Source organism: Pseudomonas sp. BN417, from assembly GCF_029871205.1.
Lineage (GTDB): Bacteria > Pseudomonadota > Gammaproteobacteria > Pseudomonadales > Pseudomonadaceae > Metapseudomonas.
The window spans coordinates 1-16,469 of sequence record NZ_SSOJ01000146.1 but is presented as its reverse complement, the minus strand read 5'-3'; the positions used below and the strand labels follow the sequence as shown (position 1 = coordinate 16,469).

Here is a 16,469-nt window from a genome sequence, read left to right as displayed (position 1 = left end):
GGGGGCAGGGCGCTTACCAGCAGATACCCTCGGCGTTGCCGTGGGTGCCTTTGGGCATGAAGCCCACCAGGTCGATCACCTGCTTGCCGACCGGCGCCTGCTGGGCCAGCGGCGCGAACAGCTCGTCGCGGTTGCCCAGGACAATGATGTCGGCCTTGTCGACCACGGCATCGAAGTTGCTGTCGAGCAGCGAGGACACGTGCGGGATCTTCGACTCGATGTAGTCCTTGTTGGCGCCGTGGACGCGGGCGTACTCGACGTTGCGGTCGTAGATGCTGAGGTCATAGCCCTTGCCGATCAGCAGCTCGGCCAGTTCCACCAGCGGGCTCTCGCGCAGGTCGTCGGTGCCGGCCTTGAAGGACAGGCCGAGCAGGGCAACCTTGCGCTTGTCGTGGCCGGCGATGATCTCGAAGGCCTTCTGCACCTGGCAGGCGTTGCTGCGCATCAGCGAGCCGATCAGCGGCGACTCGACGTCCAGGGAGGTGGCGCGATAGTTCAGTGCGCGCACGTCCTTGGGCAGGCAGGAACCACCGAAGGCGAAGCCCGGGCGCATGTAGTACTTGGACAGGTTCAGCTTGTTGTCCTGGCAGACCACATCCATCACTTCGCGGCCATCGACGCCGACGGCCTTGGCGATGTTGCCGATCTCGTTGGCGAAGGTCACCTTGGCCGCGTGCCAGACGTTGCAGGTGTACTTGATCATCTCGGCCACTTCGATGGCCTTGCGGATGATCGGTGCGTCCAGTTCGCGATACAGGGTTTCCAGCAGGTCGCCGGAGGCCTTGTCCAACTCGCCGATGACAGTCATGGGCGGGTAGTCGTAGTCCTTGATCGCGGTACTTTCGCGGAGGAACTCGGGGTTTACCGCGACGCCGAAATCGACGCCCGCTTTCTTGCCGGAGCAGTCTTCGATAATCGGGATGACTACGTTATTCACGGTACCCGGCAGCACGGTGCTGCGCACCACGACAGTGTGGCGCTCGGACTTGTCGCGCAGGGCGAGGCCGATCTCGCGGCAGACGCCTTCGATGTAGTCCAGCTCAAGGTCGCCGTTCTTCTTGCTCGGCGTACCGACGCAGATGAAGGACACCTGGGTATCGCGCACGGCGCCGCCGACATCGGTGGTTCCACGCAGGCGGCCGGTCTTCACGCCTTGTTGCAGGAGTTCTTCCAGGCCGGGCTCGACAATGGGCGATTTGCCATTGTTGATCAGGTCGATCTTGGCCGGCGAAATATCTACGCCAACAACTTCATGACCACGAGCAGAGAGGCAGCCGGCGCATACTGCACCAACATAGCCCAAACCAAAGATGCTGATACGCATCGTATTCACCTCGTCCATTCAGCACGCTGTTTAATATGTGACGTTAATGTCACTTCCGTTTGCACTGTTATGTTGCATAGGGCAACTTTGCAGTGCACAGGCATGAGTAATACCGGACGCCAAAGTTAGGGCGCCTGAACTGGGCATTTAGTAACGCTTGCCCGGGTAGAGTCCTGAGCTGATCGCCGCAAGGGCTCTGGCTCGTTGGTTTTGTCCAGTAGGTCGAGTTTGTTGCGGTTCTCCTTAGTTAACTTGTTTGGCTTTCGCCAGATAAAGACCACCCCTCGGCTGTGCACCGATAGATATCAAGGCAGTTTGAAATCACACCGGAAAAATGGTGTGAGGAATTAGGTCACGGGGGGTATGAGTGTCTCTCTTTTCGGATAGTTCCTACCGTTCGTCCCCGATTTGCTTTATTGCAGAATTTTGACTATGAGGGTCCAGATTCCGCGTTGATGGCAACCTAAGAGCGGAGGCTTTGCAGAAAAGTTCCGGGCAGTGCAAATTGCAATTTATCGGTGATTGCATTTTGCAACTTGGCCACTATCTGGATTCAAATTGGCCAGTATCAAAAGCGTAGTTGTGCCAGCTATTTGATCTTGAAGTGATATTGGAATTAACAGTGGCCATTAAGTGGCACGGAACGAACGTGCAGGAACATGGCCCGGTGCCGGCATGGGCAGTGAATTCAGATGTAGGGTGGATATCGCTCTTCATATCCACCGTGGCCTTCGAACCAGGCCGTCATGGTGGACCGGTAAAGCGTGGTCCACCCTACGCACTGCAGTTTTGTAGGGGGGGCTTTAGCCCACGCGGACTTCCGATGGTGGGCTGAAGCCCACTCTACGGCTTTTGCGCTGGGCTCCATGCTTTACGAAGACATGGCAAAAGAAAACCCCGCCATCAGGCGGGGTCTTTGTGAACTCACTCCTGCGGCTCGTCCCGCAGGAATACCAGGCTGTCGGGCCTCGAGTGCTCCGCCGAGTAGCGATAGCCCTGGTAGTCGAAGTCCTTCAGCCCTTCCGGGTCCTGCAGGCGTTCCTTGATCACGTAGCGGGCCATCATGCCGCGGGCTTTCTTGGCGTAGAAGCTGATGATCTTGTACTGGCCGTTCTTCAGGTCCTTGAACTCGGTGTCGATCACCCGCGCATTCAGCGCCTTGCGCTTCACCGAGCTGAAGTATTCGTTGGAGGCGAGGTTGAGCAGGATATCGTCACCCTGGGCCGCCAGGGCTTCGTTCAGCCAGCCGCTGATGCGCTCGCCCCAGAAGGCATAGAGGTCCTTGCCGCGGGCGTTGGCCAGCTTGGTGCCCATTTCCAGGCGGTAGGGCTGCATCAGGTCCAGCGGGCGCAGCAGACCGTAGAGGCCGGAGAGCATGCGCAGGTGCTGCTGGGCGAAGTCGAAATCGGCTTCGCTGAAATCTTCGGCGTTCAGGCCGGTGTAGACGTCGCCTTTGAAGGCCAGCAGGGCCTGCTTGGCATTGGCTGGGGTGAAGTCCGGGTGCCAGCTGCCGTAGCGCGCTGCGTTGAGGCCGGCGAGCTTGTCGGAGAGGTGCATCAGCTCGGCGATCTGCGCCGGGCTCAGTTCACGCAATTGCTGGATCAGCTCCTGGGCGTGGTCCAGGAACTCCGGCTGGGTGTGGCGCGGGGTGACCGGCGGGGTCTCGTAGTCCAGGGTCTTGGCGGGGGAAATCACCAACAGCATCGAATCGTCTCCTTCGGGAATGCGGGGATTCTAGGGATTTGCCGCATTCGGCTCCAGCTATCCCGCCGATAGGTAAGGCTCAGCCCAGGCGTTGCTCCAGTGGCACCTCCTCCAGATAGCGGCGCAGCTCTTCGAGAAAGGCGGCCTCGGGCCAGGTCGTCGCGGACGATGTGCTGGGGCAGGCAGCCACCATATGGCCGGAAAAGCCCTGCCTGGCGGTACGGGAGGGGGGTATCACCTGGAAAGCCTGGAGGATAACGCACGGCGCTTCGTCAACGGCCTGCTGGGCCGCTGAGGAAAAGGCTGAACTTCGGGAGAGGGGACTTTCGACTTTAACGGGAGCTTTTTCATGCGCCAAGGTCTTTTTATCGTCATGTGAAAAAAGACCCAGACCACGAAAAAAGTCTTTTTTCTGTCATCCCGAATGGAGTATTAACAAGGAAGACCGCCGAACCCTGCAGACAGGTGGCGACCATCGGCCCTCACCTTGTTGGCACCTTCTCCCGCCCGGCATAACCCGGAAGGGGGAGGTCGGCGGCCCCCCGCGGCGGAGCGCCAGTCTGGCATTCCGTCGCCTGGCCCGATAAGAAGGTGACCGCGTATGGACGACCACGGACGCTCCAGCCCTACCGCTCCAACCTTGTACGCCCTAGATACCAACGTCCTGATCCATGACCCCAATGCGCTGTTGAACTTCCAGGAACACCACGTGGCCATCCCGATGACCGTGCTGGAAGAACTGGACAAGCTGAAGACCGGCAAACAGGGCGTCGCCGCAGAATGCAGGCAGGCCATCCGCCTCATCGACAAGATCCTTGGTGGTGCGACCCCCGAGGAAGTGGAACACGGTGTACCCATCCAGCGAGAGAAAAGCGGTCCCTGCGGGTTCCTCTCGATCCTCATGAGCAAGCGCGCAGCCCCCATCACCTGGCTGCCGGAAGACCTCAACGACAACAAGATCATCAACCAACTGGTGGAGCTGAAGAGCCGCAAGCCGGGCATGGCCGTGGTGCTGGTCACCAAGGACATCAACATGCGCCTGAAGGCGCGCGCCTGTGGCATCGACTCGGAGGACTACCACACCGACCAACTGGTCGACGACGTATCCCTGCTGTCCCGCGGCTACCACGATATGCCGGGCTCCTTCTGGGACCGTGTGAGCAAGGTGGAGACCCGCCAGGACCACGGACGTACCTGGCACCGGGTGCAACTCACCGACAACCTGCCGGCGGTGCACGTCAACGAGTTCATCGTCGACGAGCAGGGCTTCGTTGGCTGGATCAAGGGCATCAAGGCTGATGAGCTGCTGATCCTCGACCTGCACCAGGAGCCCCTGCTGCACCAGGAAGCCTGGGGCCTGCGCCCGCGCGATGTGTACCAGGCGCTGGCGCTCTACGCGCTGCTCGACCCGGACATCCACCTGGTCAACATGACTGGCGCGGCGGGCTCGGGCAAGACCATCCTGGCGCTGGCCGCGGCCATCGAGCAGACCATGGTCAGCAAGCGCTACCGGCGCATCATCGCCACCCGCAGCGTGCAGGGCCTGGACCAGGAGATCGGCTTCCTGCCCGGCACCGAGGCGGAAAAGATGGAGCCCTGGCTGGGGGCGATCACTGACAACCTGGAAGCCCTGCACATGGAGGACGAGAACACCCACGGCAGCGTGGACTACATCCTCAGCAAGGTGCCACTGCAGTTCAAATCCCTGAACTACATCCGCGGGCGCAGCTTCCAGCAGAGCCTGATCATCATCGACGAGTGCCAGAACCTGACGCCGCACCAGATGAAAACCATCATCACCCGTGCTGGCACCGGGTCCAAGGTGATCTGCCTGGGCAACCTGGCGCAGATCGATACGCCCTACCTCTCCGCGCCCAGCTCGGGCCTGACCTACCTGACCGAACGCTTCAAGGACTTCCCCCACGGCGTGCACATCACCCTGCAGGGTGTGCCGCGTTCCGTGCTGGCCGAGTTCGCCGAAGCCCATATGTGACCCATTCCCGCCGGGCGGCAGCTGCCGCCCGGTACGGGTTTCTGTATACAATCTGTCTCCTGCGGGCCCTGAACGGCCCGCCCGAGGAGACTTGCAGTGCTTACCCATCTCGATTCCCAGGGTCGTGCCAACATGGTCGACGTCACCGACAAGGCGGTGACCTCCCGTGAGGCGACGGCTGAAGCCCGTGTGCGCATGCGCCCTGAAACCCTTGCCATGATCCAGGCCGGCGGCCACCCGAAGGGCGACGTGTTCGCCGTGGCGCGCATCGCCGGCATCCAGGCGGCGAAGAAGACCTCCGACCTCATACCCCTCTGCCATCCGCTGATGCTCACCAGCGTCAAGGTGGAGCTGAACGCGGAAGGCGACGATTGCGTGCACATAGTCGCCCGCTGCAAGCTGGCCGGGCAGACCGGGGTGGAAATGGAGGCCCTGACCGCCGCCAGCGTCGCCGCCCTGACGATCTACGACATGTGCAAGGCGGTGGACCGCGGCATGACCATCGAAAGCGTGCGCCTGCTGGAGAAGCTGGGCGGCAAGAGCGGCCATTACCAGGCCGGGGAGCAATGATGATTCGCGTGCAGTATTTCGCCCGTTACCGTGAAGCGCTCGGCATCGAAGGCGAGCAGCTCAGCTGGGATTCGACATTCGCGAAACTGGATGACCTGCGCCAGCACCTGCTGGCCCGTGGCGGCGTCTGGGAAGTGCTCGCCGAGCAGAACCTGATGTGCGCCCGCAACCAGGAGCTGTGCAGCCTGGACGAAGCCCTGGCCGACGGCGACGAGGTCGCTTTCTTTCCGACAGTGACCGGAGGCTGAGATGGCCATTCGGGTGCAGGAAACCGCCTTCGATCCCGGCCTCGAACTCAATGCGCTGCACGCGGCCAACGTGGGCATAGGCGCGGTGGTCGGCTTCGTCGGCTACGTGCGCGACTTCAATGAAGGCCAGGACGTGGCTGGAATGTTCCTCGAGCACTACCCGGGGATGACCGAGAAGGCCCTGGAGAAGATCGCCGAGGAGGCCCGGCAGCGCTGGCCCTTGCTCAACGTGGATGTTCTCCACCGTATCGGCCGGCTGGAGCCGGGCGAACCCATCGTCTTCGTCGGTACCGCCAGCGCCCACCGCCAGGCTGCGTTCGACGCCTGCAATTTCATCATGGACTACCTCAAGACCCGTGCGCCCTTCTGGAAGAAGGAAGACACCGCCGAAGGCCCGCGCTGGGTGGAAGGCCGCTGCAGTGACAAGGCGGCAGCCGAGCGCTGGGAATGAAGGCTACGCGGACTGCTTTTCTGTGGGGTCCTTCACCATCCTGGAACAGCCCGGACTCTCCGGGCTTTTTTCTGCCTGCTCGGGGCCATTGACGATCTGTACATTTGAGTCCAGTATGGACTCACAAGTACAAGATAGTGGCGTCCATGATGATCCACAGCCTGTTGTCCTCGCGTCCGTTCCCATGCCGGCCAGCCCTGGCGGCGTCTTCTTCTGCCTCGCAATCCATTCCGAACCTGCTCGCCAGCCAGCCGCGGCGGGCATCCATCCGTACTGCGGGAGTCGCACCATGAAGAAACTCGTTCTGCTGGGCAGCCTTGCCCTGAGCCTGCTGGCCTCCAGCGTTTTCGCCGCCGACAAGCCCCTGCGCATTGGCATCGAAGCCGCCTATCCCCCCTTCGCCTACAAGACCCCGGCCGGCGAGATCGCCGGGTTCGACTACGACATCGGCAATGCCATGTGCGAGGAGATGAAGGTCAAGTGCCAGTGGATCGAGCAGGAATTCGATGGCCTGATCCCCTCGCTAAAGGTGAAGAAGGTGGACGCCGTCCTTTCCTCCATGACCATCACCGATGAGCGCAAGAAGTCCGTGGACTTCACTGGCAAGTACTACTACAGCCCGGCGCGCCTGGTGATGAAGAAGGGCACCACGGTCGACCCCGAGTTCAAGAGCCTGGTGGGCAAGACCATCGGCACCCAGCGCTCCACCACCACTGACCGCTTCGCCACCGAGGTACTCGAGCCCAAGGGCGTGAAGATCGTGCGCTACAGCACCCAGAACGAGATCTACCTGGATGTGCTTTCCGGTCGCCTGGACGGCGTGCTGGCCGACGCCTTCCCGCTCAACGAGGGCTTCCTTAAGACCGAGAACGGCAAGGACTACGAGTTCGTCGGGCCGGTCCTGCAGGACCCGCACTACTTCGGCGAGGGCGCCGGCATCGCCGTGCGCAAGGGCGATAACGCGCTGCGCGAGAAATTCAACAACGCCATCAAGGCCCTGCGCAGCAATGGCAAGTACCAGGCGATCCAGGCCAAGTACTTCGATTTCGATATCTACGGCGACTGAGGGCGGAGCCCTCTGAAAGAGCCGCGCGATGCGCGGCTTTTTCGTTCGAGGTGGGCAGCCCTGCGGGCTGCTTGGCGAATGAATTCGCCCCTACAGGAGCATTCCACGCGCCAATGGACAAGGGAGCCCGAAGGGTCCCTTCCTCGTTCAGAGCTGTAGGTTGGGCCGAGCTCGGCGAAGCCCAACGGTGGTGGGGCGAAGATGTTGGGCTTCGCTTCGCTCAGCGCCAACCTACGAAAGGCGCCAACGCAAGTTGCCCAAAAGAAAAGGGAGCCCGGAGGCTCCCTTTTTCGTACAGCGGCCAATCCTCAGTGCAGGATCTGGCCGAGGAACGCCTTGGTCCGTTCGTTCTGCGGATTGTCGAAGAAGGCGTGGGGCTCGTTCTGTTCCACGATCTCACCCTTGTCCATGAAGATCACCCGGTCGGCCACGGTACGGGCGAAGCCCATCTCGTGGGTCACGCAGAGCATGGTCATACCGTCCTGGGCCAGGCCGACCATGGTGTCGAGCACTTCCTTCACCATCTCCGGGTCGAGCGCCGAGGTGGGTTCGTCGAACAGCATGATCTTCGGCTTCATGCACAGCGCGCGGGCGATGGCCACACGCTGCTGCTGGCCGCCGGAGAGCTGCCCCGGGAACTTGTTGGCCTGCTCGGGGATGCGTACGCGCTCGAGGAAGTGCATGGCGACTTCCTCGGCCTTGCGCTTGGGCATCTTGCGCACCCACATGGGCGCCAGGGTGCAGTTCTGCAGCACGGTGAGGTGCGGGAACAGGTTGAAGTGCTGGAACACCATGCCCACTTCGCTGCGGATCGCCTCGATGTGCTTGAGGTCGCTGGTCAGCTCGGTGCCATCGACGATGATGCGGCCCTGCTGGTGCTCCTCCAGGCGATTGATGCAGCGGATGGTGGTCGACTTGCCCGAGCCAGAAGGCCCGCAGAGGACGATACGCTCGCCCTGCTTGACGTCCAGGTTGATGTCTTTCAGCACGTGGAACTGGCCGTACCACTTGTTCACGCCCTGCAGGCGGATGATCGGATCGCCGGCGGTTTTCTTGCTTGCTTCAGTCATGGGTGACTCCTAACGCTTGTGGCCAGTGTCCAGCTTGCGCTCCAGGCTCATGGAGTAGCGGGACATGCCGAAACAGAAGATCCAGAACACCAGGGCGGCGAACACGTAGCCCTCGGTGGCCATGCCCAGCCAGGCCGGATCGGTGGTGGCCTGCTTGATGCTGTTGAGCAGGTCGAACAGGCCGATGATGATGACCAGGCTGGTGTCCTTGAACAGTGCGATGAAGGTGTTGACGATGCCGGGAATCACCAGCTTCAGGGCTTGCGGCAGGATCACCAGGCCCATCATCCGCCAGTAGCCCAGGCCCATGGCCGCGGCGGCTTCGTACTGGCCCTTGGGGATGGCCTGCAGGCCGCCCCGCACCACTTCGGCGATGTAGGCCGACTGGAACAGGATCACCCCGATCAGCGCCCTCATCAACTTGTCGAAGGAGAGCCCCTCGGGGAGGAACAGCGGCAGCATCACCGAGGACATGAACAGCACGGTGATCAACGGCACGCCGCGCCAGAACTCGATGAAGGTCACGCAGATGACCTTGATCGCCGGCATGTCCGAGCGTCGTCCCAGGGCCAGCATGATGCCCAGCGGCAAGGCACCGACTATGCCCACCGCCGCGATCACCAGGGTCAGCATCAGGCCGCCCCACTGGCTGGTGGACACCGTTTCCAGGCCGAAGAAACCGCCATGCAGCAGCCAGTAGGCCAGCAGCGGATAGACCACCAGGAAGCTCAGCCCGTAGATCGCCTTGTGCGGCACCTTGGGAATGAACAGCGGCGCGATGCCGAAGATCGCCAGCCAGACCGCCAGGTCCACACGCCAGCGCAGGGCCTCCGGATAGAAGCCATACATGAACTGGCTGAAGCGCACCTTGATGAACACCCAGCAGGCGCCGTCGCTGGTGCAGTCGGCGCGGGTGGTGCCGGTCCAGTCGGCCTGGAGAAAGGCCCACTTCATCAGCGGCGGCAGGATCAGCCAGACCAGGTAGATGGCGAACAGGGTCAGCAGCGTGTTGAACCAGTTGGAGAACAGGTTGGCACGCAGCCAGCCGACCACGCCGACGCTCAGGCGCGGTGGCGGCATGTCGGGTCGGAAGGTATGTACGGTCATGCGCTTCTCCTTACCGCTCGATCAGCGCAATGCGCTTGTTGTACCAGTTCATCAGTATGGAAATGCTGATGCTGATGGCCAGGTAAACGCTCATGGTGATGGCAATCACCTCGATCGCCTGTCCGGTCTGGTTCAGCACCGTTCCGGCGAACAGCGAGACCATGTCCGGGTAGCCGATGCCGGCTGCCAGGGACGAGTTCTTGGCCAGGTTCAGGTACTGGCTGGTGAGCGGCGGAATGATCACGCGCAGGGCCTGCGGAATGATCACCAGGCGCAGGATCTTCGGCGCCGGCAGGCCCAGCGAGCGCGCGGCTTCGGTCTGCCCGTGGCTCACCGCCTGGATGCCCGAGCGCACGATTTCGGCGATGAAGGCCGCGGTGTAGACGGTCAGCGCCAGGGTCAGGGCGATCAGTTCGGGAATCACCACCCAGCCGCCACGGAAGTTGAAGCCCTGCAGTTGCGGCACGCTCCAGTGGAAGGGCGCACCGAACGCCAGTTCGGTCAGGGTAGGGACTACCACCAGCAGCGCCAGGGTCGAGAGCAATACCGGGAAGCGCTGGCCGGTCGCTTCTTGCCGCGCCTTGGCCCAGCGGGCCAGGACGACGATACCCACCAATATCAGCACCAGGCCGATGAGGAAGGGCCAGAAGCCATCCGCCATGGTCGGTGCCGGCATGTACAGGCCGCGATTGTTGAGGAAGAAGTTCTCGCCCAGGCTCAGGCTCTGTCGCGGCCCGGGCATGGGCAGCATCACGGCGAAGTACCAGAAGAAGATCTGCAGCAACGGCGGGATGTTGCGGAAGGTCTCGATGTAGATGGTTGCCAGTTTGCGTACCAACCAGTTCGGCGAGAGCCGCGCCACCCCGAGGATGAAGCCAAGGATGGTGGCGAAGAAAATGCCGATGACCGAGACCAGCAGGGTGTTCAGCAGACCGATGACGAAGACGCGGCTGTAGGAGTCGCTCTCGTTGTAGTCGATCAGGTGCTGGGAGATCCCGAAACCGGCGCTCTGCTCGAGGAAGTCGAAGCCGGAGAGAATTCCGCGTTTTTCCAGGTTTGTCTGGGTGTTCTGGAACAGGTACCAGCCCAGTGCGATGACCGCGATGACCGCGATGATCTGAAAGACCCACGCACGCGCCTTGGGGTCGGTCCAGATCGAACCGCCGCGGCGCGGGGGATTGACAGTGTTTTGCATGACAGCCCTCTAGGAACCCCGGCGACCTGCACAAAGGCAAGGCCGCGGGGGCTCTTGTAGTTGGAACACTGGCCCGGCAACCGCATCATGCGGCCGCCGGGCGACGGTCAGCGCACCGGCGGTGCGTACTGCAGACCGCCCTTGTTCCACAGGGCGTTGAGACCGCGCTCGATCTTCAGGTCGCTACCGGCACCGATATTGCGATCGAAGATTTCACTGTAGTTGCCGACCTGCTTGACGATTTGCACCGCCCAGTCCTTCGGCAGCTTCAGGTCCTTGCCGAACTCGCCTTCAGTGCCCAGCAGACGGGCAATGTCGGGGTTCTTGGTGGTTTTGGCCTGTTCTTCGACGTTCTTCGAGTTCAGGCCCAGTTCCTCTGCGTTGACCATGGCGAACAGGGACCAGCGCACGATGTCGAACCACTCCTCGTCACCCTGACGCACGGCCGGGCCGAGGGGCTCTTTGGAGATCACTTCCGGCAGCACCACGTACTCGTCCGGCGCGGCCAGCTTGATGCGCTGGGCATAGAGCTGGGACTGGTCGGAGGTCAGTACGTCGCAACGACCGGATTCCAGCGATTTGGCGCTCTCGTCGGAGGTGTCGTAGGTGATGGGGGTGTACTTGAGGTTGTTGGCGCGGAAGTAGTCGGACAGGTTCAGTTCGGTGGTGGTGCCGGCCTGGATGCAGACGGTGGCGCCATCAAGTTCCTTGGCGCTGGAAACGCCGAGTTTCTTGTTCACCAGGAAGCCTTGACCGTCGTAGTAGGTCACGCCGGTGAAGTTCAGGCCCATGGCGGCGTCGCGCGAGCTGGTCCAGGTGCTGTTGCGCGAGAGGACATCCACTTCGCCGGACTGCAGCGCGGTGAAACGTTCCTTGGCGGTCAGCGGGCTGTACTTGACCTTGCTGGCATCGCCGAACACGGCGGCGGCAACGGCACGGCAGACATCGACGTCGATGCCCTTGTAGTTGCCCTTGCCGTCGGCGTAAGAGAAGCCCGGGAGGCCGTCACTGATGCCGCATTGCACGTAGCCTTTCTTCTTCACCGCGTCCAGGGTGGCGCCCGCCTGTGCGAAACCGCTGACACCGAGAACGGTTGCCGCGGTCAGCACGGCCAGGGTGGATTTCACCATCTTCATTAAAACCTCCAGTTGCTTTTATTGGTGTTGGAGTCTCGATCCCACCGCCGTACCCTCGTGAGGCAGGTTCAACCTTTCATGCACTTGAAAAGGTCAACCGGGGTGTCGGACCTAAGGAAGGAGTCTAGTTGGCGCTGCTCCGCTCGCCACCGGACCTTTCCTCGCCCATTGGTCAAATGGGCTGGAGACGGATTGCGCCCACCCCCGCATCATGAATGGCGCCGGGGGGCCGCCTGCAAGGTAGCGGTCGGAACCGCTACCCAACCCGTTGCACGCCAGGACAAGTGTTACCGAGCCCCAGCCGTGAGTCAGTCAGCTGCTGAATAGCAAAGGCCGTACCAGCCAGGTGCCAGTAGGCCTATTCCGATAGGTCAATAGGTAAAGTTTTAGCGGTGCGACATATTTTTTTGTTATCAAACCACCCTTCCTGATGCCATCGCCCCACCACTGTGCAGATGCACCACAACGGAGCCACCATGAGCGACACACTTATTCTCGAACCCCCACACCGGTCCGACGCCTGCATCATCTGGCTCCATGGTCTGGGCGCGGACCGCTATGACTTCCTGCCCGTGGCCGAGGCCCTGCAGGAGGTCCTGGGCACCACTCGCTTCGTGCTGCCCCAGGCACCGACCCGGGCGGTGACCATCAATGGTGGCTGGGCCATGCCGTCCTGGTACGACATCCTCGCCATGAGCCCCGAGCGCGCCATCGATGAAGCGCAGCTGGAGGAGTCCGCGCAACATGTGATGGACCTGGTGCAGGCACAGATCGACGCCGGCATCGACCCGAAGCGCATTGTCCTGGCCGGCTTCTCCCAGGGTGGCGCCGTGGTGCTGCACGCCGCCTTCCTGCGCTGGCCGGGAGAACTGGGCGGCGTGCTGGCATTGTCCACTTATGCGCCGACCTTCACTGACGACATGCAACTGTCGGATACAAAACGACAACTGCCGGTACTCTGCTTGCATGGCACCTTCGACGACGTGGTGCTGCCCGCGATGGGACGCGCCGCCCACGACCGCCTGGCCGCAGCCGGGGTGCCGGTGGGCTGGCGCGACTATCCGATGGCCCATGAGGTGCTGCCGCAGCAGATCCGTGACATCGGCGCCTGGCTGGTGGAGCGGCTGCACAGCTGACCCCAACCCCCAGAACAAGAACCGACCATGGCCCAGACTTCCGTTCCGCCCATCGCCACCCTGCGTGACATCGAAGCAATCGAACGCCTATCGCTGGAAGAGCGCGGCATGCCGGACAGCACCTTTGATCTGATCCGCCAAAGCGCCGAACGCCATCCGCACAAGCGCGCGATGACCTTCCTGCTCCAGGGCGACGCCGAGGAAACGCCCTTCGAGCTGACCTACGCGCAACTGCTGGCTCGGGTCACCCAGGCCGCCAACGCCTTCCACCACCTGGGCGTGCGCCCGGGCAAGGCGGTGTCCTTCCTGCTGCCGAACCTGCCGCAGACCCACTTCACCCTCTGGGGTGGCGAGGCGGCGGGTATCGTCAACGCCATCAACCCCTTGCTGGAGCCCGAGCACATCGCCGAACTGGTCCATGCGGCGGACTCGAAAGTGCTGGTGACCCTGGCGCCGTTCCCCGGCACCGACCTCTGGGACAAGGTGGCCGGCCTGCGCGACCACTTGCCGGAGCTGGAAGCCATAGTCGCGGTGGACCTCGCCAACCTGCTGCCCGAGCCCCAGCGCAGCGCCATCAAGGCCCAACGGGGCGCGCTGCCGGAAGGCGTGCTGGACTTCGACGAACTCCTCGACCGCTTCCCCGCCGACCACCTGGAAAGCGGCCGGGTGATCGACCCGGATGACGTCGCCTCCTACTTCCATACCGGCGGCACCACCGGCACGCCCAAACTGGCGCCCCACAGCCACCGCAACGAAGTGGCCATGGCGATGATCCTCGCCTACGGGCTCAACCTGGAGGAGGGCGACAACACCCTCTGTGGCTTGCCGCTGTTCCACGTCAACGGCGTGATGGTCACCGGACTCGCGCCCTTCTTCGCCGGCGCCGAGATTCTCATCGCCACGCCCCAGGGCTACCGCAACAGTCGCCTTATCCAGAACTTCTGGAAGGTCATCGAGCGCTACCGGGTGAGCTTCTTCAGCGGCGTGCCGACCATCTACGCGGGCCTCCTGCAGGTACCCAGCGAGGGTCACGACCTCTCCAGCCTGCGCTACGCCCTGTGCGGCGCGGCGCCGATGCCGGTGGAGCTGATCAAGCAGTTCGAGGCCAAGACCGGCTTGCGGCTGATCGAAGGCTACGGCCTCACTGAAGGCACCTGTGGCAGCTGCGGCAACCCTGCCCATGGCGAGCGCCGGCCCGGCTCCATCGGCATGCGCATGCCCTACTGCCAGGTGAAGGTCGCCGTGCTTGACGAGTCGGGGCACTACCTGCGCGATGCCGCCGTCGACGAGATCGGCAACCTCTGCGTGCGCGGCGTGACCGTGTTCAAGGGGTACCTGCAGGCGGACAAGAACAAGGGCATCTGGGTCGACGGCGACTGGTTCAATACCGGCGACCTCGGTCGTATCGACGCCGACGGTTATATCTGGCTCACCGGCCGCAGCAAGGACCTGATCATCCGCGGCGGCCACAATATCGATCCGCAGATGATCGAGGAAGCCCTGCACAAGCATCCGGCCGTGGCCATGGCCGCCGCCGTCGGCAAGCCCGATGACAAGGTCGGCGAACTGCCGGTGGCCTACGTGCAACTGAAACCCGGCGCCAGCGTCAGCGAAGCGGAGTTGCTGGAGCATGCGGCGCGGCATATCCCTGAACGCGCTGCGGTGCCCAAGGACGTCTGGATCATCGACGCCATCCCGGTCACCGCAGTGGGCAAGACCTTCAAACCGACCCTGCGCTTCGACGCCATCCGCCGCGTACTGGAGGAGGTCCTGGGCAGCATCGCCCCGGGCGTCAGCGTGACGGTGGTGAACGACGAGCGCCATGGCCAGGTCGCCGAAATCCGCGTGCCGGGCCTGGATTCGCAGCTCCAGGAGCGACTGGAGGGGCGCATGGCGGGTTATGCGATGAAATTCCGCTTGCTGGCCTGAGGCCATCTATACTGACCGACAGCGGGCCGCCCCAAGGGCGGCCTTTTGGTCTCTGCGTCATCTGGAATCGAATCCGACTGCGTGAGCGACAGGCTCACAGCGTTTTCGTGTGCGCAGAATTTTGTTGCCAAATTGTGGCAAATATCAGTAATCGTCGCGCTCCTTACCAAGATCATGCCGTCTGTCGGCCCAGCTTTGGACGGGCATTGCCAGACAAAAAGTGCGGGAATACTGTCACTTCGGGTTAACACCTTGGACAGGGATCGTTAGCGGTGCCGTCCGCTTCGACTGGCATTCGGGTTCGTTGCAGCTATGAAGCATGTTCACTGGCAAAAAGACTTGCACCTGCTGAGCCGACTGCGCCTGTTCCGGAACGTCGCCGCGAGCAACCTCGAGCAATTGCTGAAGGAGTTTCGCGCCTGCGACCTGGATACTGGCGAGATCGTGCTGTCGCCCTTCAATCGCAACCAGTATCTCTACCTGGTGCTGGCAGGGCGGCTGATGGTCTACCTCGGCTCGCTGGAAAACAGCCCGGTGAGCACGGTGGAGGTGGGTGAGTGCGCTGGCGAGATCAGCTTCATCGACAATGACCACCCCTCGGCCTATGTAGTGGCCAGCGAGCCCACCAGCGTGCTGCGCCTGCATCGTCAGGCCCTGGTGGGGCTGTTCCAGCAGGCACCGCAGGTGATGCAGAACCTCCTGGAGCTGCTCTGCGACCGGGTTCGCCAGGGCAACCGGATCATTCTCGATACCGAGCAGAACGCCAAGATCGACACCCTCACCGGGCTCTTCAACCGCCGCTGGCTGGAGCACATCTACCAGCGCGAAAGCACCCGCTGCGCCTTCAACGGCCAGCCGCTGTCGATGCTCATGCTGGATGTCGATCACTTCAAGGGCTACAACGACCGCCACGGCCACCTGGCCGGTGACTACGCCCTCTGCCTGGTGGCCCACACCTTGCGCAACCAGTTGCGGCCCAAGGACAGCATGGCCCGCTATGGCGGCGAGGAGTTCGTCATCCTCCTGCCGGAAATGAATTGCCGCGAGGCCCGCGCCATCGGCGAGCGCCTGCGCAGCAGCCTGGAGCAGATCCCTTCCTTCTATTCGCCCCTGGGCGTGCTGCCCGGCGTGACCGTTTCCATCGGGCTGGCCGAAATGTGCAAGCCGGACAGCCTGCAAGGCCTGATCGCCCGGGCGGACAGCGCGCTGTACCAGGCCAAGCAGGACGGGCGTAACCGCTTGAACGGCTAGCCGCAGTCATAGGGCGGGACTGTTCTTGTAGGGGCGCTATGTCTGCGTTAGCTGTTGCAGCACCGAATAGAAGCGTCTAATACGGGCCTTTCAGACCTCCGCGCTTGCCTGATACATCCCTCACCCCCGCCCCTCTCCCAGGGGTAGAGGGGTGACTCGCGCCTGACAGGGCGCAGCAATCCTGATGCCTGGTCAGTGCCTGAACCTGTGCAGCAGAGGTGGGGCGGCGACTCTGCCCCGTCAGCAGGCCGAGCGGAAGCGTTGCGCAGGGGGACGAGCGGCATGGATG

At 62.6% G+C, this 16,469-nt stretch carries 15 protein-coding genes; 8 read left to right on the top strand and 7 right to left on the bottom strand.

All coding sequences use genetic code 11. The features are described 5' to 3' along the window. Positions 1-13 precede the first annotated feature (13 nt). From algD to E8F11_RS22425, 3 genes are all read right to left on the bottom strand, one after another. Positions 14-1,324, bottom strand: coding sequence for a GDP-mannose 6-dehydrogenase (gene algD, locus E8F11_RS22435; protein ID WP_280291089.1), 1,311 nt, complete (start codon positions 1,322-1,324; stop codon positions 14-16). A gap of 924 nt (positions 1,325-2,248) precedes the next feature. Beyond that, positions 2,249-3,028 (bottom strand): peroxide stress protein YaaA, encoded by a 780-nt coding sequence (gene yaaA / locus E8F11_RS22430; protein ID WP_280291087.1) that lies wholly within the window; start codon positions 3,026-3,028, stop codon positions 2,249-2,251. Positions 3,029-3,107: 79 nt separating this feature from the next. Then, complete coding sequence (locus E8F11_RS22425) at positions 3,108-3,266, bottom strand: hypothetical protein (protein WP_280291086.1); 159 nt, start codon at positions 3,264-3,266, stop codon at positions 3,108-3,110. Positions 3,267-3,629: 363 nt separating this feature from the next. Between E8F11_RS22425 and E8F11_RS22420 the strand changes: the two genes are divergently transcribed. The 5 genes from E8F11_RS22420 to E8F11_RS22400 all read left to right on the top strand — a co-directional run bounded on the left by E8F11_RS22420 (position 3,630) and on the right by E8F11_RS22400 (position 7,356). Beyond that, a complete protein-coding gene (locus E8F11_RS22420) occupies positions 3,630-5,021 on the top strand; it encodes a PhoH family protein (protein WP_280291085.1) in 1,392 nt (463 codons plus the stop codon). A gap of 96 nt (positions 5,022-5,117) precedes the next feature. After that, a complete protein-coding gene (gene moaC, locus E8F11_RS22415) occupies positions 5,118-5,591 on the top strand; it encodes a cyclic pyranopterin monophosphate synthase MoaC (protein WP_280291084.1) in 474 nt (157 codons plus the stop codon). After that, complete coding sequence (locus E8F11_RS22410) at positions 5,591-5,839, top strand: MoaD/ThiS family protein (protein ID WP_280291083.1); 249 nt, start codon at positions 5,591-5,593, stop codon at positions 5,837-5,839. Before moaC ends, E8F11_RS22410 begins: the two co-directional genes overlap by 1 nt. Position 5,840: 1 nt before the next feature. After that, entirely contained in the window at positions 5,841-6,290 is a 450-nt protein-coding gene (moaE, locus tag E8F11_RS22405) for a molybdopterin synthase catalytic subunit MoaE (RefSeq protein WP_280291082.1), read from the top strand. Positions 6,291-6,579: 289 nt separating this feature from the next. Then, positions 6,580-7,356 (top strand): ABC transporter substrate-binding protein, encoded by a 777-nt coding sequence (locus E8F11_RS22400; RefSeq protein ID WP_280291081.1) that lies wholly within the window; start codon positions 6,580-6,582, stop codon positions 7,354-7,356. A 308-nt stretch (positions 7,357-7,664) separates the two neighbouring features. Here E8F11_RS22400 and E8F11_RS22395 read toward each other — a convergent pair whose 3' ends face one another. The 4 genes from E8F11_RS22395 to E8F11_RS22380 all read right to left on the bottom strand — a co-directional run bounded on the left by E8F11_RS22395 (position 7,665) and on the right by E8F11_RS22380 (position 11,864). Further along, a complete protein-coding gene (locus tag E8F11_RS22395) occupies positions 7,665-8,426 on the bottom strand; it encodes an amino acid ABC transporter ATP-binding protein (protein WP_280291080.1) in 762 nt (253 codons plus the stop codon). Positions 8,427-8,435: 9 nt separating this feature from the next. Beyond that, positions 8,436-9,533 carry an amino acid ABC transporter permease gene (locus tag E8F11_RS22390; protein WP_280291079.1) on the bottom strand — a complete coding sequence of 366 codons (1,098 nt, stop codon included), beginning with the start codon at positions 9,531-9,533 and terminating at the stop codon, positions 8,436-8,438. 10 nt (positions 9,534-9,543) lie between these two features. Next, positions 9,544-10,728 carry an amino acid ABC transporter permease gene (locus E8F11_RS22385; RefSeq protein ID WP_280291077.1) on the bottom strand — a complete coding sequence of 395 codons (1,185 nt, stop codon included), beginning with the start codon at positions 10,726-10,728 and terminating at the stop codon, positions 9,544-9,546. A gap of 107 nt (positions 10,729-10,835) precedes the next feature. Continuing rightward, positions 10,836-11,864, bottom strand: coding sequence for an amino acid ABC transporter substrate-binding protein (locus tag E8F11_RS22380; protein ID WP_280291076.1), 1,029 nt, complete (start codon positions 11,862-11,864; stop codon positions 10,836-10,838). Between the two features lie 476 nt (positions 11,865-12,340). Here E8F11_RS22380 and E8F11_RS22375 point away from each other — a divergent pair, with 476 nt between their 5' ends. The 3 genes from E8F11_RS22375 (at position 12,341) to E8F11_RS22365 (ending at position 16,180) form a co-directional block, all read left to right on the top strand. Continuing rightward, positions 12,341-13,000, top strand: a complete 660-nt coding sequence (locus E8F11_RS22375; protein ID WP_280291075.1) for an alpha/beta fold hydrolase — start codon at positions 12,341-12,343, stop codon at positions 12,998-13,000. A gap of 27 nt (positions 13,001-13,027) precedes the next feature. Further along, positions 13,028-14,929: an acyl-CoA synthetase gene (locus E8F11_RS22370; protein WP_280291074.1), complete on the top strand. Its 1,902-nt coding sequence runs from the start codon at positions 13,028-13,030 to the stop codon at positions 14,927-14,929. Positions 14,930-15,241: 312 nt separating this feature from the next. Next, positions 15,242-16,180, top strand: a complete 939-nt coding sequence (locus tag E8F11_RS22365; RefSeq protein WP_280291073.1) for a GGDEF domain-containing protein — start codon at positions 15,242-15,244, stop codon at positions 16,178-16,180. The last annotated feature ends 289 nt before the right edge of the window (positions 16,181-16,469 follow it).